This window comes from Pseudomonas sp. Tof1 (assembly GCF_055390395.1).
Map to the genome: position 1 here is coordinate 3,055,046 of NZ_AP024344.1, position 17,467 is coordinate 3,072,512.

16 protein-coding genes and 3 pseudogenes are annotated in these 17,467 nt (G+C 63.2%); 9 read left to right on the forward strand and 10 right to left on the reverse strand.

The genetic code is table 11. The features are described from left to right. Positions 1-227 precede the first annotated feature (227 nt). The gene (locus ACZ5KU_RS14040) at positions 228-1,259 is read left to right on the forward strand and encodes an alpha/beta hydrolase family protein (protein ID WP_464737330.1); all 1,032 of its coding nucleotides are present in this window, start codon (positions 228-230) and stop codon (positions 1,257-1,259) included. A 1-nt stretch (position 1,260) separates the two neighbouring features. On the opposite strand, the gene ACZ5KU_RS14045 is transcribed toward ACZ5KU_RS14040, so the two are convergent. The 4 genes and pseudogenes from ACZ5KU_RS14045 to ACZ5KU_RS14060 all read right to left on the reverse strand — a co-directional run bounded on the left by ACZ5KU_RS14045 (position 1,261) and on the right by ACZ5KU_RS14060 (position 4,980). Continuing rightward, on the reverse strand, positions 1,261-2,454 hold the full coding sequence (locus ACZ5KU_RS14045; RefSeq protein ID WP_054060118.1) for an MFS transporter: 1,194 nt from the start codon (positions 2,452-2,454) through the stop codon (positions 1,261-1,263). 176 nt (positions 2,455-2,630) lie between these two features. Beyond that, a pseudogene (locus ACZ5KU_RS14050) lies at positions 2,631-4,219 on the reverse strand (ABC-F family ATPase). A 12-nt stretch (positions 4,220-4,231) separates the two neighbouring features. Then, positions 4,232-4,457: pseudogene (locus ACZ5KU_RS14055) on the reverse strand (site-specific integrase); the annotation flags it as partial. A 5-nt stretch (positions 4,458-4,462) separates the two neighbouring features. Next, positions 4,463-4,980, reverse strand: a pseudogene (locus tag ACZ5KU_RS14060) (GAF domain-containing protein). A 223-nt stretch (positions 4,981-5,203) separates the two neighbouring features. Here ACZ5KU_RS14060 and ACZ5KU_RS14065 point away from each other — a divergent pair. The 3 genes from ACZ5KU_RS14065 to ACZ5KU_RS14075 all read left to right on the forward strand — a co-directional run bounded on the left by ACZ5KU_RS14065 (position 5,204) and on the right by ACZ5KU_RS14075 (position 7,151). Next, positions 5,204-5,386 carry a hypothetical protein gene (locus ACZ5KU_RS14065; protein WP_054060094.1) on the forward strand — a complete coding sequence of 61 codons (183 nt, stop codon included), beginning with the start codon at positions 5,204-5,206 and terminating at the stop codon, positions 5,384-5,386. 221 nt (positions 5,387-5,607) lie between these two features. Next, positions 5,608-5,961 (forward strand): hypothetical protein, encoded by a 354-nt coding sequence (locus ACZ5KU_RS14070; protein WP_416773275.1) that lies wholly within the window; start codon positions 5,608-5,610, stop codon positions 5,959-5,961. Between the two features lie 41 nt (positions 5,962-6,002). Next, the gene (locus ACZ5KU_RS14075; protein WP_054062288.1) at positions 6,003-7,151 is read left to right on the forward strand and encodes a PQQ-dependent sugar dehydrogenase; all 1,149 of its coding nucleotides are present in this window, start codon (positions 6,003-6,005) and stop codon (positions 7,149-7,151) included. On the opposite strand, the gene ACZ5KU_RS14080 is transcribed toward ACZ5KU_RS14075, so the two are convergent. Continuing rightward, positions 7,130-8,236 carry a GNAT family N-acetyltransferase/peptidase C39 family protein gene (locus ACZ5KU_RS14080; protein ID WP_054059427.1) on the reverse strand — a complete coding sequence of 369 codons (1,107 nt, stop codon included), beginning with the start codon at positions 8,234-8,236 and terminating at the stop codon, positions 7,130-7,132. The genes ACZ5KU_RS14075 and ACZ5KU_RS14080 overlap by 22 nt on opposite strands. Positions 8,237-8,325: 89 nt before the next feature. Here ACZ5KU_RS14080 and ACZ5KU_RS14085 point away from each other — a divergent pair, with 89 nt between their 5' ends. Both ACZ5KU_RS14085 and ACZ5KU_RS14090 read left to right on the forward strand, forming a co-directional pair. Beyond that, the gene (locus ACZ5KU_RS14085) at positions 8,326-9,912 is read left to right on the forward strand and encodes a RimK family protein (RefSeq protein WP_054062287.1); all 1,587 of its coding nucleotides are present in this window, start codon (positions 8,326-8,328) and stop codon (positions 9,910-9,912) included. A gap of 10 nt (positions 9,913-9,922) precedes the next feature. Continuing rightward, the gene (locus ACZ5KU_RS14090) at positions 9,923-10,864 is read left to right on the forward strand and encodes a magnesium transporter CorA family protein (RefSeq protein WP_416773278.1); all 942 of its coding nucleotides are present in this window, start codon (positions 9,923-9,925) and stop codon (positions 10,862-10,864) included. An 18-nt stretch (positions 10,865-10,882) separates the two neighbouring features. Here the strand turns inward: ACZ5KU_RS14090 and map are convergent, their stop codons facing one another. Then, a complete protein-coding gene (gene map / locus ACZ5KU_RS14095) occupies positions 10,883-11,671 on the reverse strand; it encodes a type I methionyl aminopeptidase (protein WP_273820697.1) in 789 nt (262 codons plus the stop codon). Next, on the reverse strand, positions 11,671-11,871 hold the full coding sequence (locus ACZ5KU_RS14100) for a ParD-like family protein (protein ID WP_054059431.1): 201 nt from the start codon (positions 11,869-11,871) through the stop codon (positions 11,671-11,673). Before ACZ5KU_RS14100 ends, map begins: the two co-directional genes overlap by 1 nt. A 265-nt stretch (positions 11,872-12,136) precedes the next feature. Between ACZ5KU_RS14100 and ilvA the strand changes: the two genes are divergently transcribed. Continuing rightward, positions 12,137-13,177 carry a threonine ammonia-lyase, biosynthetic gene (gene ilvA / locus ACZ5KU_RS14105; RefSeq protein WP_416773280.1) on the forward strand — a complete coding sequence of 347 codons (1,041 nt, stop codon included), beginning with the start codon at positions 12,137-12,139 and terminating at the stop codon, positions 13,175-13,177. Positions 13,178-13,187: 10 nt separating this feature from the next. Here the strand turns inward: ilvA and ACZ5KU_RS14110 are convergent, their stop codons facing one another. Beyond that, complete coding sequence (locus ACZ5KU_RS14110) at positions 13,188-13,493, reverse strand: NIPSNAP family protein (protein WP_416773281.1); 306 nt, start codon at positions 13,491-13,493, stop codon at positions 13,188-13,190. Between the two features lie 16 nt (positions 13,494-13,509). Further along, a complete protein-coding gene (gene eco, locus ACZ5KU_RS14115) occupies positions 13,510-13,992 on the reverse strand; it encodes a serine protease inhibitor ecotin (RefSeq protein ID WP_054059433.1) in 483 nt (160 codons plus the stop codon). Between the two features lie 373 nt (positions 13,993-14,365). On the opposite strand from eco, the gene ACZ5KU_RS14120 reads away from it, so the two are divergent. Both ACZ5KU_RS14120 and pgm read left to right on the forward strand, forming a co-directional pair. Beyond that, the gene (locus ACZ5KU_RS14120; RefSeq protein ID WP_054059434.1) at positions 14,366-14,635 is read left to right on the forward strand and encodes a DUF1652 domain-containing protein; all 270 of its coding nucleotides are present in this window, start codon (positions 14,366-14,368) and stop codon (positions 14,633-14,635) included. A 164-nt stretch (positions 14,636-14,799) separates the two neighbouring features. Then, complete coding sequence (gene pgm / locus ACZ5KU_RS14125; protein WP_054059435.1) at positions 14,800-16,446, forward strand: phosphoglucomutase (alpha-D-glucose-1,6-bisphosphate-dependent); 1,647 nt, start codon at positions 14,800-14,802, stop codon at positions 16,444-16,446. A 128-nt stretch (positions 16,447-16,574) separates the two neighbouring features. On the opposite strand, the gene ACZ5KU_RS14130 is transcribed toward pgm, so the two are convergent. Next, positions 16,575-17,273 carry a pirin family protein gene (locus ACZ5KU_RS14130; RefSeq protein ID WP_464737331.1) on the reverse strand — a complete coding sequence of 233 codons (699 nt, stop codon included), beginning with the start codon at positions 17,271-17,273 and terminating at the stop codon, positions 16,575-16,577. Positions 17,274-17,467 lie beyond the last annotated feature (194 nt).

The window sequence follows — 17,467 nt, forward strand, 5'->3', positions numbered from 1 at the left end:
GAAACTTCCGGTAACAAACACTAAACTCTGTACTCTGATCATGATGAATGATCGGGTACGGAGTTTTTTGCGTTGTCTGCGCAGGTTTGGCCCATCTTGTGCAAAAACCATCCGCACAGGCGCTCTGGAAAACTGCGAAGAGTCGGTCGAAGCCCGGTGCAGTGCTTCAGTTTCAAGGAATGACAGAGATTTTGGTGTGTAGTGACTCGACAAAGGTGGGCATCCCGATGATGCGTCTTTGTGCAGTATTGCTGATTTGCCTGGCCGCAGGCTTCACGACGGTGCAGGCGGCTCCCGCGGCTCATTGGAGCGTGGGTTTTCATCGTCTGACGTTTCTCGATCCGCTGGATCTGCAGCCGATGAAGGCGATTGTCTTCTACCCCTCCACCGGCCGTGAGCAGTGGAGCAAGATCGGCGGCTACACCATCCAGGCCAGCGAGGACTCGCGGATCGCCATTGGCCGCTATCCACTGTTGATGCTATCCCACGGCAACACCGGCACGCCGCTGGCCCTGCATGACCTGGCAACCTCGCTGGCCCGCAAGGGCTTCGTCGTGGTCGCGGTGCTGCACCCCGGCGACAACTGCAAGGACCACAGCCGGCTGGGTACCTTGAGCAACCTCTACGGCCGGCCGATGCAGATTTCCGAGGCGATCACCGCCACCCTCGGCGACCCGATGCTGTCGCCGTTCGTGGAGGCCGATCAGGTCGGGGTGATCGGCTATTCCGCCGGCGGCGAGACCGCCCTGATCCTCTCCGGCGCACAGCCGAACCTCGATCGCCTGCGGCGCTACTGCCAGGAGTTTCCGGACGACAAGGACGCCTGCACCACCAAGGGCGAACTGATCGTCGACCGCGATGACCTGCAGCCGGTGGCCGACCCACGGGTCCATGCGCTGATGCTGATGGCGCCACTGGGCCTGATGTTCGGCCGGCACACGCTGGCCGACGTGCACGTGCCGGTGCTGATGTACAGCGGCGATGGCGACAAGCTGGTGTTCCCCGACAAGAACGCCGCGGCCCTGGCGCGCAAGCTGCCGGTGGCGCCGCAGTTCAAGCTGATCGCCGGGGCAGGACACTTCGTGTTCATGGCGCCCTGCAGCGAGGAACAGCTGCACGCCACGCCGGGATTGTGTACCGACCCCGAAGGTGTCAACCGGGCGGATATCCACCGCGATCTGATCTCCGAGGCCGGGCGCTTCTTCAGCAAGACCCTGAGCGTGCCGAACCGCGCCGGCATGCAGACCGCCGATCAGTGACTCATCCGGCTGTCGGGCGCCGTGCCAGCAGCACGGTGACCGACAGGCCGATGATCGACAGCAGCGCCGCACAGCAGAAGATCCACGCATATCCCAGGTTCAACGCGACCGCGCCCATGAGCGGGCCGGCGATCGCCAGCGCCAGGTCGAAAAACACCGCATAGGCACTCAACCCCGCGCCGCGGCTGCTGGTGGGCACCTGGCGGATGGCTTCGACGCCGATGGCCGGGTACACCAGAGACAAGCCGAACCCCGCCAGGCCCGCGCCGGCCAGCGCGAAGCCGGTGGAGGGTGACAGCCAGAGCAGCACCAGGCCGAGGGTTTCGATGCTCATGCAGGCGATGGCCACCTTGAAACCGCCGAATCGGTTGATGCTGCCGATGAAGAACAGCCGCGCAAGGATGAAGCAACTGCCGAATACGGTCAGGCAGTAGGCGGCGCCGGTCCAGCCGCGGCTGAGGTAGAACAGGGTGATGAAGGTGGTAAGGGTGCCGTAGCCGATCGACGCCAGGGTCAGGCTGGTGCCGTAGGGGGCGATGCGGCCGAACACCGCCCGGAACGGCAGGCGTTCACCGCGGATCACCGGTACCGAGGGCTTGTTGCGGATCAGCAGCAGGGCGCCGGCGGCCAGGGCCGACAGGGCGATGCCGAGGCTGGCGAAACCGTAGTCGGCGACCATCAGTACCCCCAGTGGCGCACCGATGGCGATGGCGCCGTAGGAGGCGATGCCGTTCCAGGAAATCACCCGCGCGGTCTGGTCGGCGCCGACCTGGCCGATCCCCCAACTGATGGTGCCGACGCCGATCAGGCCCTGGGCTGTGCCGAGCAGCAGGCGCCCGAGGATCAGGATGATCAGGCTCGCCAGGGGCCACTGCTGGATCAGCGTCGACAGCAGGGTCAGTCCGCCGCTCAGGCAGATGCCCACCAGTCCGTAGATGATCGCGCGCTTGGTCCCGACGCTGTCGGCCATGCGTCCGGCCATGGGGCGGCTGAGCAGGGTAGCCAGGTACTGCGAGCCGATGGTCAGGCCGGCGATCACCGCACTGAACCCCAGCTGTTCATGCACATAGCCGGGCAGTACCGCGATCGGCAGGCCGATGCAGAGGAAGGCGACGAAGGTGTAGAAGACGATGGAGACGATTTGCAGGGTGACGGTCAGGTTGCCGGGCTGGCGGGGCGGTTGCTGGGCTGACATGGAGGCTCGTTCGCGGGCGGGCGGTTGGAGAACTCCATCATGGCGGCATGCCGGGATAAATGAAAGCAGGCTAACTAATTTTTGCGGCGTCCTCACCGCGATTGGGCAGCCAACGGTCTTTGACTCATCAGTGCATAACCGCTGCCACGGGGAGCATGGCAGCGGTCGGGAGCCTCTTAGAACAGCACGCCCTGGCTGCGCAGGTAGTCGTCGTAGGTGCCGCTGAAGTCGGTTACGCCATTCGGGCTCAGCTCGATGATGCGCGTAGCCAGGGACGAGACGAACTCGCGGTCGTGGCTGACGAAGATCAGCGTGCCCGGGTAGTTTTCCAGCGCCAGGTTGAGCGCCTCGATCGATTCCATGTCCAGGTGGTTGGTCGGTTCGTCCATCACCAGCACGTTGGGCTTTTGCAGGATCAGCTTGCCGAACAGCATGCGGCCCTGTTCACCCCCGGAGATGACCTTGACCGACTTGAGGATCTCGTCGTTGGAGAACAGCATGCGGCCCAGGGTGCCGCGTACCAGTTGCTCGCCGCCCTGGGTCCACTGGCTCATCCAGTCGAACAGGGTGACGTCGTCTTCGAAGTCATGGGCGTGGTCCTGGGCGTAGTAGCCCAGTTCGGCCGATTCGGTCCACTTCACGCTGCCGGCATCCGGGGTCAGTTCGCCCATCAGCGTGCGCAGCAGGGTGGTCTTGCCGATACCGTTCGGGCCGATGATCGCCACGCGCTCGCCGGCTTCGACGGTGAAGCTGAAGTCCTTGAACAGCGTGGTACCGTCAAAGCCCTTGGCCATGCGCTCGACAGTGACTGCCTGGCGATGCAGCTTCTTGGTCTGTTCGAAGCGGATGAACGGGCTGACGCGGCTCGAGGGCTTGACCTCGGCCAACTGGATCTTGTCGATCTGCTTGGCCCGGGAAGTGGCCTGCTTGGCCTTCGAGGCGTTGGCCGAGAAGCGGCTGACGAAGGTCTGCAGCTCGGCGATCTGGGCTTTCTTCTTGGCGTTGTCGGCCAGCAACTGCTCGCGGGACTGGGTCGCGGCAGTCATGTATTCGTCGTAGTTGCCCGGGAACAGGCGCAGCTCGCCGTAGTCCAGGTCGGCCATGTGGGTGCAGACGCTGTTCAGGAAGTGCCGGTCGTGGGAAATGATGATCATCAGGCTGTTACGCTGGGTCAGGATGTTTTCCAGCCAGCGGATGGTGTTGATGTCCAGATGGTTGGTCGGTTCGTCGAGCAACAGCACTTCCGGATCGGAGAACAGCGCCTGGGCCAGCAGCACCCGCAGCTTCCAGCCGGGAGCGACTTCGCTCATCGGGCCGAAGTGCTGTTCCAGGGGATGCCCAGGCCCATCAGCAGTTCGCCGGCGCGGGATTCGGCGGTGTAGCCGTCCATTTCGGCGAATTCGGTTTCCAGCTCGGCGACGGCCATGCCGTCAGCTTCGGTCATCTCCGGCAGCGAGTAGATGCGATCGCGCTCGGCCTTGACCTTCCACAGCTCCTCGTGGCCCATGATCACCGTGTCGATCACGGTGAATTCCTCGTAGGCGAACTGGTCCTGGCGCAGTTTACCCAGGCGCACGTTGGGCTCCAGCATGACCTGGCCGCTGGACGGCTCGAGGTCGCCGCCGAGGATCTTCATGAAGGTCGACTTGCCGCAGCCGTTGGCGCCGATCAGACCGTAGCGGTTGCCGCTGCCGAACTTGACCGAAACGTTCTCGAACAGCGGCTTGGGGCCGAATTGCATGGTGATGTTAGCTGTGGAGATCAAAATACTTACCTATCAATAGCTTGCGCAGCTGGATCGTTCAGCCGATACCGACTCGATACCAATCTTGAGTCTTTCCAGCCCGCTCCAGTCGGAGCTTGAGTTGGACCAACAGGCATGGGGCGACAGCAGCATCTGCAGGCTGTGGCCCAATGGTTGGGCGATGAATGCGGGGGTTGAGACCGGACATTGCGCCTATTGTCGCATAGGTGCGATGACAGTTGTACGCCGGTCTGCGCCTGAACGTCATCCGGACGGCGTTGCGCCCGGCTCGACCAGGTTGGAGAAGAAGATGCAGCCCACCAGGCGCGCGAACAGTCCCAGCGTCTCGCCGACATCGGGTCCTCGAGGGGCACCGCCGTGGAGTCCAGGGCGCACAAGGCGCCGTACATTCGGCCATCGGGCAGGAAGATCGGCACGCCTGCGTAGCTTTCCAGCTCGAACCGCTTCACGATCGGCCTGATCGCGAAACGCTCGTGCTTGCTGATTTCGGGCACCAGCAGCGCCTGCGGATTGAGCTTGAATTCGTTGCAGATGGTGGTTTCCACCAGGGCGCTTTCACCGAGTTCGATGCCCAGGTTGCTCGGATCGTATACGGAGCAGGTGATCCATTCGGTGTCCGTGAACTTGGCGATGGCGGCGAAGCGCATCTGGGTGACGCGGGTGACCAGCCGCAGGATGCTGGTGGTCGCCTCGATCTCCGCGATGGCCGCCCGTTCCTCCGCGCACAGGTATTGGTGGGGTTGCAGCGGGCGGTTGTTCATGAGGGCGTCTCCACGAGGCAGGGGTGCTGATGATTTCATCATCCCCAACGGCGGTTCCTGCCTGCTCGCGGCGATAAATGTCTAAACGCCATCATCGTGCGGGACTTATCGTTCCAATACAACCCCCGTCCGGCGCCCGACATACGGAGGGGCCGTTGGCGCCAGGCGGGTGTATGGTGGCGGGGCAACGCCTTGGATCTTTGGACGTGAAAAGGAGGTGACCATGAGCGTTTCCCAGCTCTTGAAGACGCATGTCAACGGCTATGATGTGATCCGCGTTGGCGGTGGCCCCTGGAAGGTGTGCACCGGGACCGATCGACTCGGTTCGTTCCAGACCCGGGAAGAAGCGATGGCCTATGCGGTATCGCTGCCAATGCACAGGGTGCGTCAACCCGCCAATCAGTAGCAACCGGCGAGGCTCCCGGGGGCCTGGAGGCGCTCGGGAGCCGACGAGAGGGTTGCGCCAGCAGTCCAGTTCCACCCCCGGGTGGCCTGTGGCTTTCGCCGAAGGGGCGCCGGACGCGGCGCTGAAGCATTCTGTCATATGAAATTTCCCTCAGGTTCGAACCTGCGGGCCAGGGTGCTATCCAATCAAGGGAATGAATCTATCGCATCAGGAGAGGCGTCATGAACAGAGTGGTAATCGGCCTGGCACCCTGGTTGGCAGCCGGCCTGTTGACCGTCGCCATTCCCGCCGTTGCGGCGTCCCTGGACGGCGGCCGGCCCGCCGCGCTGCAACTGGCGCAGAACCTGCCCAACAGCGACAACCCCTACAACAGCCCGATCCGGCGCGCCAACCCCAACAGCCGCCAGGGCTCCGAACCCAGCACGCCGCCCCTGCGCGGGCCCAACACGCTGCCGACGCCGCGTCCCTCGACCATCGAGAACGGCGCGATCGGCAACGGCTACCCACGCCAGCAGCAGGCACCGATGGCGGTGCCGATCCAGCCGGGTACCCGCACTCCGAACACGCAGCGTTGAACGTTGCCGTGGCCCTTCTTTATCCCCGTAAGGAACTGTCCATGTTGCGAAAAAATCTGATAGCCGCGCTTTGCGCCGGCGCCTTGCTGAGCCTGCCGCTGCAGCCGGCCCTGGCGGCGCAGACGGTCGACTCCGAGCTGGGGCCGGTCACTGCCACGCAGATCGTTGGCGGCCTGGAGCATCCCTGGGCGCTGGCCTTCCTGCCGGACAAACAGGGCATGCTGGTCACCGAACGTCCGGGGCGGCTGCGGGTCGTGAGCCCCGACGGCAAGCTCTCGGCGCCGTTGGGCGGCGTTCCCGAGGTTTGGGCCAAGGGCCAGGGGGGCTTGCTGGACGTGGTGCTGTCGCCGTCGTTCAAGGAGGATCGCCTGGTCTATCTGTCCTATGCCGAAGGCGGTGGCGCAGGCGGGAAGGCCGGCACGGCGGTCGGGCGTGGGCGGCTGTCGGCGGATCTGAAGCAACTGGTCGACTTCAAGGTGATCTTCCGCCAGGAGCCCAAGCTTTCGGAGGGCAACCACTTCGGTTCGCGCCTGGTGTTCGACCGTGATGGCTACCTGTTCATCGCCCTCGGCGAAAACAACCAGCGCTCGACCGCCCAGGACCTGGACAAGCTGCAGGGCAAGGTAGTGCGGATCTTCCCCGATGGCCGGGTGCCCGACGACAACCCCTTCGTCGGCCAGCAGGGGGTACGCCCCGAGATCTGGTCCTTCGGCCACCGCAACCAGCAGGGCGCCGCCCTCAATCCCTGGACCGGTACCCTGTGGACCCATGAGCACGGGCCCCGTGGCGGCGACGAGATCAATATCATCGAGCGCGGCAAGAACTACGGTTGGCCGCTGGCGACCCATGGCATCAACTACTCGCTCCAGCCCATTCCCGAGGCCCAGGGCAAGACGGTCAAGGGCACCGTGCCTCCCCATCATGTCTGGGAAAAATCCCCGGGCCTGAGCGGCATGGCTTTCTATGACGGCGACCGTTTCCCGAAATGGCAGCACAACCTGTTCATCGGCGCGCTGGCCGCCGAGGAACTGATCCGCCTGCAGTTCGATGGCGACCAGGTGGTGCATGAGGAGCGCCTGTTGAGTGGGTTGAAGTCGCGCATACGCGATGTCCGCCAGGGGCCGGACGGCTATTTGTATGTACTGACCGATGCCGATGACGGCGCACTCTACAGGGTCGGCCTGGAGTAGAGGATCACCGCGGCCCGCAGCTTGCGGTGGCCGAAGGCGCTCATCTTGTCGAACTCGCCGTGGCTGACCGGCAGATGCTGGCAGTCCAGCGGCTGGCGATGCTGGCTGTGGTCGACATCCGGGTCATGCAGGTAGACGAACTCCTCGTCGCAGTCGGTGACGATCACCCAGTGCGGTGCCTTGGAGCGGGTCAGGCGGTAGCTGCTGATCAACACCAGTGGCTTGCCGCCGGCCGCCAGCAGGCGGGGCAGGTCCAGGGTGCCAGCGAGCACCTGTTCGACATCGGTCGCTCGCAGTTCCTCTTCAAAGCCGTCATGCACCAGGCGCATGACGGCTTTTTTATGCGCATTGCGCACGCCGTCGAGCAGCAGGGGGCCATCGATGCTCACTTGCAGGCGTACCGCGAAACCGCGCCGCCAGGCCGCCAGCGCCAGGCCCTGGGGGCTGCAGCCGCCGTGGCCGGAGGTCATGAAGACGGTGGTCGCCTCGCGCCAGAGCTGTACCTCCTCGCGCCGAGTGGCCGGGCGTTCGGGCTGCAGGGCCGCCATCGCCATCAACAGGCAGGCCGGGCCGCAGGTGAACTCGGTGGTCTGGGCGTAGTAGGGCACCTGGGCCTCGCGCCTGGCCGGATGGTGCAGGATGCGCTTTTCCAGGCGCAGGGCATCGGCGTGGTCTTCGTAGTAGTCGTTGATCAGGCCGAAACGGCGATAGCCGTTGTGCTCGTACAGGGCGATCGCCGCGCCGTTGTCGGTGCGGACCTCCAGTCGCAGGTAGGCGCAATCGTGGTCCAGGGCGCAGGCTTCGCTGCGCTGCAGCAGTTGCCTGCCCAGGCCGATGCCGCGGGCGTGGGGCGCGATGGCGATGGAGTACAGGCGTGCCAGGGACGTCCCGCGATGGAACAGCAGCAGCGCATAGCCGGCCAGCCGAGCGTCGGCCTGCTGGGCGACGATCAGCCGGGCATGGGCGCGATTGATCATCCAGTGGAAGCTGCGCGCAGTCAGGCGGTCGCTGGTGAAACAGTGCTCCTCCAGTTGCAGCAGGGCGGGCAAGTCATCGGTTGTGGCAGGGCGAAAGACAAGATCCATATAACCACCGTAAAAGTTGCGTAACGAAACGGGACTTTCCCGAAACTTCGTGCTTAATAGAAAGTGTCTTGTTCAACGGATCTATCTCTATGTCAGCGGTGCAAGGTGATTGGCGCGAAGTATCCGATCAAAGTTTTCCGGTAGCAATATCCCCAGAAACTTATTTGTCCTTGTCGAATAATCTGGGCAGTCAGCTGGTTATTATTGTCGAACGCAAGGAAGACTGGGCTTCGTACTTTCCCTGCGAGGATATCGTCACGGCCCAGGAGTACCTCGAACAGTCCCGTGCCGGTGAGCCGGGCAAGCGCGTGCAGGTGATCAACCTGTGTCGCAGCTACAAGTACCTGGGGCACGGCTACTACTGCTCGTTGCTGGCCGAGGCGCGTGGGCATCGGGTCATTCCGTCGGTGAAGACCATCAGCGAGTTGGCCCGCAAATCCCTTTACGGGTTAGCCCTGGATGATCTGGACAAGACCCTGGACCGGGCATTGGGTGATCATCTTTATCGTGATACCGAAGGTTTTACCCTGACGCTGTATTTTGGCAGTACGGTTATCGAGCCCTTGCAGGAACTTGCCCGGCAATTGTTTGAAGTATTTCCCTGTCCTCTATTGCTGGTGGACTTCAAGAAGACCAATGGTTGGCATGTCGAAGGCGTAAAGGCCGGAACGCTGCACAAGTTGCGTGATGACCAGGAAGACCACTTTGCCCAGGCGCTGGACGGTTTCAGTCGCAGGATCTGGCGCCTGCCGCGCTCGCGTCGCCTGGCCCGCTACGACATGGCGATCCTGCATGATCCCCAGGAGGCCCTGCCGCCTTCCAATGCCCGTGCGCTGGAGAATTTCATCCGGGTCGGCAAGGGGTTGGGTATCGATGTCGAACTGATCGGCAGGAAGGACTACGGGCGGATCGCCGAATACGATGCCCTGCTGATCCGTGAGACCACCAGCGTCGACAACCACACCTACCGGTTCGCCAAGAAGGCCGAGAGCGAGGGCGTGGTGGTGATGGACGATCCGGCGTCGATCCTGCGCTGCACCAACAAGGTCTACCTGACCGACCTGCTCAAGAGCCATGGCCTGGGCATGCCGGCGACCGAGATCCTGTACAAGGAGCGACCGGAAGATTTCGAGCGGGTGGGGGAGCGTCTGGGCTTTCCGCTGGTATTGAAGATCCCCGACGGCTGTTTCTCCCGCGGTGTGATCAAGGTCGAGAGCCAGCAGGCCTTGCTGGAGGCGACCGCCGAACTGTTCGAGCATTCGGTGCTGTTGCTGGCCCAGGAATTTTTCTACACCGAGTACGACTGGCGCATCGGGGTGCTCAATCGCAAACCCATCTTCGCCTGCCAGTATTTCATGTCCAAGGGACACTGGCAGATCTACAACCACAAGGCCAAGGGCCAGGACGTCAACGGCGAATGCCGCACCCTGGCGATTCACGAGGCGCCGCGGGCAGTGGTCGACCTGGCGGTCAGGACGGCCAATCTGATCGGCGACGGGCTGTATGGGGTCGACCTCAAGCAGTCCGGCGACAAGGTGGTGGTGATCGAGGTCAACGACAACCCGAACCTGGATGCCGGGATCGAGGATGCCTACCTGCAGGATGACCTGTATGGGCTGGTGCTCGAGGAGTTCATCCGGCGCCTTGAGCTCAAGCGTCGCGGCCAGGCCTGGTAGGAGGGCGGCGATGATCAGGCGTTTCGAATTGCGGCAGGGGGCCTTGCAGGCTGTCGCGCACCTGGAGGCCGCGGTGATGTTGTTCTGCAACCCCGATGCGGTCGAGCGGGAACTGCTGCGCAGTCATTTCAAGCTCGACGAGCATGCCCTGGCCTCGGCCCTGGACCCGGACGAGATCTCGCGTATCGAGTTCCACCCGGACAACCTGTTCCTGATCTGGAAGCGCCCGCTGAACTACTCGGGAGCGGACAGCCTGTCCTTCGAAGTGTCCTCCTGCGGCCTGCTGCTGTGCGAGGAGCGCCTGCTGGTGATCGCCACCGATGCCTCCCAGCTCGATGGCCTGGGCAGCCACAAGGCGCTGAACACGCCGCTCGACGTGCTGCTGGAGATGCTCTTCAACAACATCCACCACTATCTCGGGCACCTGAAGGTGATCAAGCTGGTTGCCCGCGAGCTGCAGCAGAAGTTCTATGCCTCGATGGAAAACCGCCACCTGATCCAGATGTTCAATCTCAGCGAGAGCCTGATCTATTACATCAATGCCCTGCACAGCAACGGCGCGGTGCTGACGCGGCTGCGCAATCATGCGCAGAAGCAGGCCTTCGGCGAACAGGCGATCGGCCTGATCGACGACCTGATCATCGAGAACAACCAGTGCTACAAGCAGGCGGAAATCTACTCCAACGTGTTTTCCGCGCTGATCGATGCCCGTGGCAACCTGATGAACAACAGCACCAATGGCCTGTTGCGCAAGCTGACCCTGATCAACGTGGTATTCCTGCCGCTGAACCTGATCGCCAGCATCGGTGGCATGTCCGAATACAGCATGATGACCGCCGGCACGCCGTGGTGGGTATCCTACCCGTTGTTCCTGCTGGCGATGCTGGCGGGGGCGGGGTTGATGGTCGTGGGGCTCAATCGTCTGGCCGGGAAGGCTGACCGCGTCAGTTGATCGCGTTTGCGTGAGGTTTCACTGAGGTGTCGGACAATCCTGAAGTTCCGGTTGCAGGGTCAGCACCTCGAAGCCGTCACGGGTCACCGCCACGGTGTGCTCCCACTGCGCCGACAGGCTGCCGTCGCGGGTCACCACGGTCCAGCCGTCCTTCAGGCCACGAGTGCGTGGGCTGCCCTGGTTGAGCATCGGCTCGATGGTGAAGACCATGCCTTCGCGCAGCACCAGGCCGGTACCCGGTCGGCCGAAGTGCAGCACCTGCGGTTCCTCGTGCATCTGCCGGCCGATGCCGTGCCCGCAGTATTCGCGCACGACGCTGTAGCCATTGCCTTCGGCGTGTTTCTGGATGGCATGGCCGATATCGCCCAGGCGTGCGCCGGGGCGTACCACCCGGATACCTTCCCAGAGCGCCTCGAAGGTCTTGTCCACCAGACGCCGGGCCTTTGGGCTGACGGCGCCGATCAGGTACATCTTGCTGGAATCGGCGATGAAACCGTTCTTTTCCAGGGTGATGTCGATATTGACGATATCGCCCTCGTGCAGGATCGCCCGGGCGTCGGGCATGCCGTGGCACACCACTTCGTTGATCGAGGTGTTGATGGAGTAGGGGTAGTCGTACTGGCCCTTGCTCGCCGGGCGGGCCAGCAACTCCTGGCGGATGAAGGTCTCGACCCGCCGGTCCAGTTCCAGGGTCGACAGGCCGGCGGTCACCAGGCCGTCGAGCATGCTGAAGACCTGCGCCAGCAGGCGCCCGGCCTCGCGCATCAGCGCCAGTTCGGTTTCGCTCTTGATCAGGCCGACGGACATCAGCTGCGCCCCCGGATGAGATCGTCCCGGTTCAGCAGCAGACGATTGACCAACTCGTTGTAGCCCAGTTGCGGGTTGAGTTCAGCCAGCAGGCCGAGCTTGATCCAGAACTCGGCCTGGGCGTTGATCGAGCGGTCCATGGCGGCGCTGGCCATGCGGACCTGTTCATGCAGTTCATCGGAGATCTTGACGATACCCATGGGGTTCTCTTGAGGAAGTTGATATACGAAGCGTATATGTTTCGTATATCTCAGGCAAGCCACGGCGAATTTTCCCCATTGACTTGTCCATCGCTCCCGGATAGTTTCGGGCCATGACCTACGTCCACGTTCTGCCTCAGCCAAGCATTATTATTATCGCCATTCCTTATCCGGCGGGCTGAGCTGCACCTGTTTACCCAAACCCGCCTCCGAGGCGGGTTTGTCGTTTCTGCCTCCGAGGTCAAGTGCCAACCCGGAGAGCCAGATGAACACCGATACCGCCAGCCAACACGCCAACGTCGATGACGAACTGCTGGGCCGCTATGTCCGCAGGATTCTTGCGGCACCGGTCTACCATCAGGCGATCTGCACGCCCCTGCAACCGGCCCCGGCGTTGTCGGAGGCATTGGGCAACCAGGTGCTGCTCAAGCGCGAGGACTTGCAACCGACCTTTTCCTTCAAGATCCGTGGTGCCTACAACAAGCTGGTGCAACTGAGCGAAGCCCAGCGCAACTGCGGGGTGATCACCGCATCGGCGGGCAATCATGCCCAGGGCGTGGCCCTGGCGGCGCGTACCCTGGGGATCAAGGCGACGATCGTCATGCCCACCAGTACGCCCGAGCTCAAGGTGCAGGGTGTGCGCAGCCGTGCAGCCACGGCGGTACTGCACGGCGACAGCTTTCCCTTCGCCCTGACGCATGCCTTGGCCCTGGCGCAGGAAAAAGGCTACACCTTCGTCTCGCCATTCGACGATCCCGAGGTGATTGCCGGCCAGGGCACGGTGGCGATGGAACTGCTCAACCAGCACCAGGGAACCCTGGACGCGATCTTCGTCCCGGTCGGTGGTGGTGGCCTGATCGCCGGGATCGCCGCCTACGTCAAATACCTGCGACCGCAGGTGCGGATCATCGGGGTCGAGTCGGAGCATTCCAATTGCCTGCAAAGGGCCTTGCAGGCCGGCGAGCGGGTGGTGTTGCCGCAGGTCGGGACCTTCGCCGACGGGGTGGCGGTGGCACAGATCGGTGCGTACGGCTTCGAGATCTGCCGGCGGCATGTCGACGAGGTGATCACGGTCAGCAATGACGAGTTGTGCAGCGCCATCCGTGACATCTATGACGATACCCGCTCCATCACCGAGCCGTCGGGCGCGCTGGCGGTGGCCGGGATCAGGAAGTACGTGGCGGGTAGTGGGGCCCGGGGGCAGACGCTGGTGGCGATCAACTCCGGTGCCAACATCAATTTCGACAGCCTGCGCCATGTGGTCGAGCGTGCGGCCCTGGTCAGGCCGCAGGCGATTCCTGCCTGAGCGGGCTGGCTCAGGACAGCAGTGGGCGCATGAAGCTGCGCTCGTAGCTGAGAATGAACTTCTTCTCCACCACCGAGGCGACCAGGGCGGTGCTCTCGGGGTCGCTGAGGGCCGCCTGGCGATAACGTTCGTACTCGGCCAGCGAGCTGAAACTGAACAGGCAATAGGCGATATTGCTCGCGCCCTCGCTGGGCAGGAAGTAGCCGTGGTGGGTACCGCCCAGGCGTTGGACGATACCGATCCAGGCCTTGGAATAGGCCTCGAACTCAGCCAGTTGATACGGATCGATGACGTATTTGACGTGGCAGGTGATCATCGGCTGGCTCTGCGGGTCATTCGCTGACGGCTTTCTTGATCAGCTTGGACGGGCTCCAGATCCGGTAGCGGATCTGCACATCGTCCGGCGCGTAGATCACCAGCGGCAGCTTGCTGTTGTAGCGCAGCATGTAGCCGTTGCCGACGACCGGAACGAAGTCCTTTTTCGGCTTGGTGCCGGGCGGGCAGGCCATCAGGGTGGAAACCGGGCCGCTGACGCTTTCCAGGCGATAGTAGGCATAGCTCCAGCCTTCCAGGTTTTTCTCGTCGAGGTTGCCGGTCAGGCGTTTCTGGTTGCAGTCGACGGGCAGGACCTTGCCGGCGATGATCTCGACCCGGTGGTCGGAGTCCTTGGTCATTTTCGGCACACGGATGACCGTGCGAGTGAAGCCGTCTTCCGCCTTGGGGAAGGGCGCCAGGTCCGATTTGTCGGCGGCGACCGCACTGGCGGCTGTGGTCATGGCCAGCAGGAAGGTGGCGGCGATGGTCGTCGAATTCATGAGCTTTCTGTGCCCTGGGGTCAGGAGGGGTCGTGCCCTCGGTGGAAAGATACAACGCGGGTGGTCCGCACCGTTTTCACGGTGCAACCGCAAACAACTGGCGAAGATAAGGGCAAATGCCGCCTCGGCAAAGGTTTTTTCTTGCCGGCCGAATAGCGGCATTTCGCTATTAACTCGACCAGTGGTGCGCCTGTCGGACGAACAGCGCTCACGCATGGCGGGGAAACGGCCTAGTCTGTGTTGGTGCACCCGCCTTTCAGGATAGGACAGGGCGGTGGCGCTTGCAGGGCTTGTGATGTGTGAACCCTCCGCAGGCGGTCGATGACCGTCCCGGCTTCGAAACTGGCAGTCTCATATAACGGAGAGAGTCGCCATGCTATCGCTATCGTCGCTTGAATTACGCAATATCATTGAAAGCAGCTTTCTGCCGACGCGCTGCCAGTGCAGTGTCGGGGCGGATGAATCCCTCACCGTCAAGGTGTTCGACAGGAAATCCGAGCGGGTGGACCTGATGGTCACCGGCATCTGCGCCTCGAAGCTCGATAGCAGCCGCGCCATTTCGGAGCTGATCGCCAAGCTGCGCCATGACCTGCAATACAGCCAGGGTGGCGGCCATCAGCAGGAGCGGGCGAGGGCGTCCTGACGCCGGATTCGCGCTGCACGACTCTCCCTCCCGCGCCCCCTTTGCCCGAAGGGGGTGCCTCTCATAAAAATCTTTCCCGCCACGGGATAGATAGCTTACCGGCGGTGTCGAACTGCCAGTAAACTGCGCGCTTTCCCCGTACCCTTCACTTCCAGAGGTTTTGCATGACACTCAGTCCTTTTGCGGGCAAACCGGCACCGGCACAGTTGCTGGTAGATATCCCGCGACTGGTATCGGCCTACTACACCGGCCAACCCGATGCGACGATCTCCACCCAGCGTGTCGCCTTCGGTACCTCAGGACATCGGGGCAGCTCGTTCGAGCTGAGTTTCAATGAATGGCACGTCCTGGCCATCAGCCAGGCCATCTGCCTGTATCGCCAGGCCCAGGGGATCGACGGTCCGCTGTTCGTCGGTATCGACACCCATGCACTGTCCACCCCGGCGGGAGCCAGTGCCCTGGAAGTGTTCGCCGCCAATGGCGTGGAAACCATGATCGCCCAGGGCGACGAGTACACCCCGACGCCGGCGGTGTCCCACGCGATCATCTGCTACAACCGCGGTCGCACCCGTGGCCTGGCGGACGGCGTGGTGATCACCCCGTCCCACAACCCGCCGGAAAGCGGCGGCTTCAAGTACAACCCGCCCAATGGCGGCCCGGCCGATACCCATATCACCAAGTGGATCGAGGCCAAGGCCAACGAGCTGCTGGCCGACCAGGTGGCCGGGGTCAAGCGCATCAGCTACGCGCGCGCGCTCAAGGCCGCCACCACCCACCGCCATGACTACCTCAACAGCTATGTGGCGGACCTGGCCAATGTCATCGACATGGACGCCATCCGCAGTGCCAATCTGCGCCTGGGCGTCGACCCGCTGGGCGGCGCCGGCGTGCGATACTGGTCGGCGATCGCCGATCACTACCAGTTGAACCTGGAGGTGGTGAACACCCAGGTCGATCCGACCTTCCGTTTCATGAGCGTCGACTGGGACGGCAAGATCCGCATGGACCCATCCTCCAGCCATGCCATGCAGGGCCTGATCGGCCTGAAGGAGCGTTTCGACGTCGCCTTCGCCTGCGATCCCGACCATGACCGCCATGGCATCGTCACCCCCTCTGGCGGCCTGCTGGCGCCGAACAACTACCTGGCGGTGTCCATCGACTACCTGTTCCAGAACCGTCCGCAATGGCGCGCCGAGGCGGCCGTGGGCAAGACCGTGGTCAGCAGCGGCCTGATCGACCGCGTGGCGGCGCGCCTGGGCCGTCGCCTGTACGAAGTGCCGGTGGGCTTCAAGTGGTTCGCCGACGGGCTGTTCGACGGCTCCCTAGGCTTTGGTGGCGAGGAGAGTGCCGGTGCGTCGTTCCTGCGCAAGGACGGCAGTGTCTGGTCCACCGACAAGGACGGCCTGATTCCGGGGCTGCTGGCGGCGGAGATGACCTCGCGCAGCGGTCGTGATCCGAGCCAGATCTTCCGTGGCCTGACCGACGAACTGGGCGAACCGTTCTCCGTGCGGGTCGATGCCGCTGCCACGCCGGCGCAGAAAGCGCTGCTGGGCAAGCTGTCGCCGCAGCAGGTGAGTTCGACCCAGTTGGCCGGGGAGCCGATTCGGCAGATTCTCAGTCATGCGCCGGGCAACGGGCAGGCGATTGGCGGTCTGAAGGTCATGACCGAGAACGGCTGGTTCGCCGCGCGGCCATCGGGCACCGAGGATATCTACAAGATCTACGCCGAGAGCTTTATCGGCGACGATCACCTCAAGCGCCTGGTGGAAGAGGCGCAGGTGCTGGTGGACGGGGCGATTTCCCCGGCCTGATGCCTGTGCCCGTTCGCGGCTGAATCCGGCCCCCACAGTGGATCGGGGCGCACACATATTTTGTGTACTGCACAGAACCTGTGGGCGTCGGATTCAGCCGCGAAAGCGTCGGTACAGTCACCGCCGCCTCAAGCCACATCCACCAGGATGATCTCGCTGTCCTGCACCGCGGTGACCCGCAGCACCTCTTCCTCGGCCACGGCCACGCCATCGCGGGCCTCGGCGCGCAGGCCGTTGACCTCGATCACCCCGGTGGCTGGCACCAGGTACGCGCGGCGAGCGATGCCCAGAGGGTACTCGGCGCTTTCGCCAGCCTTGAGGTTGGCCGCCACCAGCCGTGCATCGGCGCGGATCCGCAAGCTCTGCTCATCACCCTCCCGGCCGCTGGCCAGGGTCACGAAGCCTTCGCCACGCTCGCCCTTGGGAAACGGCCGGGTGCCCCAGGAAGGCGCCGCACCGGCCTGTTGCGGGATGATCCAGATCTGGAAGATCTTGGTCGGTGTCGACTCCAGGTTGTACTCGCTGTGGGCGATGCCGGTGCCGGCACTCATGACCTGCACATCGCCGGCCTCGGTACGGCCCTTGTTGCCGAGGTTGTCCTCGTGGCTGATCGCGCCCTCACGCACATAGGTGATGATTTCCATGTCCCGGTGCGGATGGGTCGGGAAGCCGGTGCCGGGGGCGATCACGTCGTCGTTCCAGACCCGCAGGTTGCCCCAGTGCATGCGTTGCGGATCGTAGTACTCGGCGAACGAGAAGTGGTGGTGTGCGTTCAGCCAGCCATGATGGGCCCCGCCCAGGCTGTTGAAAGGTCGAAGTTGCAGCATGATTCTGCTCCTGTTCAGGTTCGTCGCGGGCTGGTGTCGCGATGACCGGTGGTTGATGGACTCATCATCGGTCAAAGCAATATCGATAAAAAGCGTAAATTGTTCTTCATAATGATCGATTTAATCGATTATTGGTCAGTGGCAGAGTGATGTCTGTTCTTTCACTTCGTCATCTAAATGGCTGATTGAAAAGC

Excerpts from the sequence above, each read along its gene's own strand:
- ACZ5KU_RS14040 (WP_464737330.1), top strand. The coding sequence starts at position 228 with ATGATGCGTCTTTGTGCAGTATTGCTGATTTGCCTGGCCGCAGGCTTC.
- ACZ5KU_RS14045 (WP_054060118.1), bottom strand. The coding sequence starts at position 2,454 with ATGTCAGCCCAGCAACCGCCCCGCCAGCCCGGCAACCTGACCGTCACC.
- ACZ5KU_RS14065 (WP_054060094.1), top strand. The coding sequence starts at position 5,204 with ATGAGCGTTTCCCAGCTCTTGAAGACGCATGTCAACGGCTATGATGTG.
- ACZ5KU_RS14070 (WP_416773275.1), top strand. The coding sequence starts at position 5,608 with ATGAACAGAGTGGTAATCGGCCTGGCACCCTGGTTGGCAGCCGGCCTG.
- ACZ5KU_RS14075 (WP_054062288.1), top strand. The coding sequence starts at position 6,003 with ATGTTGCGAAAAAATCTGATAGCCGCGCTTTGCGCCGGCGCCTTGCTG.
- ACZ5KU_RS14080 (WP_054059427.1), bottom strand. The coding sequence starts at position 8,236 with ATGGATCTTGTCTTTCGCCCTGCCACAACCGATGACTTGCCCGCCCTG.
- ACZ5KU_RS14085 (WP_054062287.1), top strand. The coding sequence starts at position 8,326 with ATGTCAGCGGTGCAAGGTGATTGGCGCGAAGTATCCGATCAAAGTTTT.
- ACZ5KU_RS14090 (WP_416773278.1), top strand. The coding sequence starts at position 9,923 with ATGATCAGGCGTTTCGAATTGCGGCAGGGGGCCTTGCAGGCTGTCGCG.
- map (WP_273820697.1), bottom strand. The coding sequence starts at position 11,671 with ATGTCCGTCGGCCTGATCAAGAGCGAAACCGAACTGGCGCTGATGCGC.
- ACZ5KU_RS14100 (WP_054059431.1), bottom strand. The coding sequence starts at position 11,871 with ATGGGTATCGTCAAGATCTCCGATGAACTGCATGAACAGGTCCGCATG.
- ilvA (WP_416773280.1), top strand. The coding sequence starts at position 12,137 with ATGAACACCGATACCGCCAGCCAACACGCCAACGTCGATGACGAACTG.
- ACZ5KU_RS14110 (WP_416773281.1), bottom strand. The coding sequence starts at position 13,493 with ATGATCACCTGCCACGTCAAATACGTCATCGATCCGTATCAACTGGCT.
- eco (WP_054059433.1), bottom strand. The coding sequence starts at position 13,992 with ATGAATTCGACGACCATCGCCGCCACCTTCCTGCTGGCCATGACCACA.
- ACZ5KU_RS14120 (WP_054059434.1), top strand. The coding sequence starts at position 14,366 with ATGCTATCGCTATCGTCGCTTGAATTACGCAATATCATTGAAAGCAGC.
- pgm (WP_054059435.1), top strand. The coding sequence starts at position 14,800 with ATGACACTCAGTCCTTTTGCGGGCAAACCGGCACCGGCACAGTTGCTG.
- ACZ5KU_RS14130 (WP_464737331.1), bottom strand. The coding sequence starts at position 17,273 with ATGCTGCAACTTCGACCTTTCAACAGCCTGGGCGGGGCCCATCATGGC.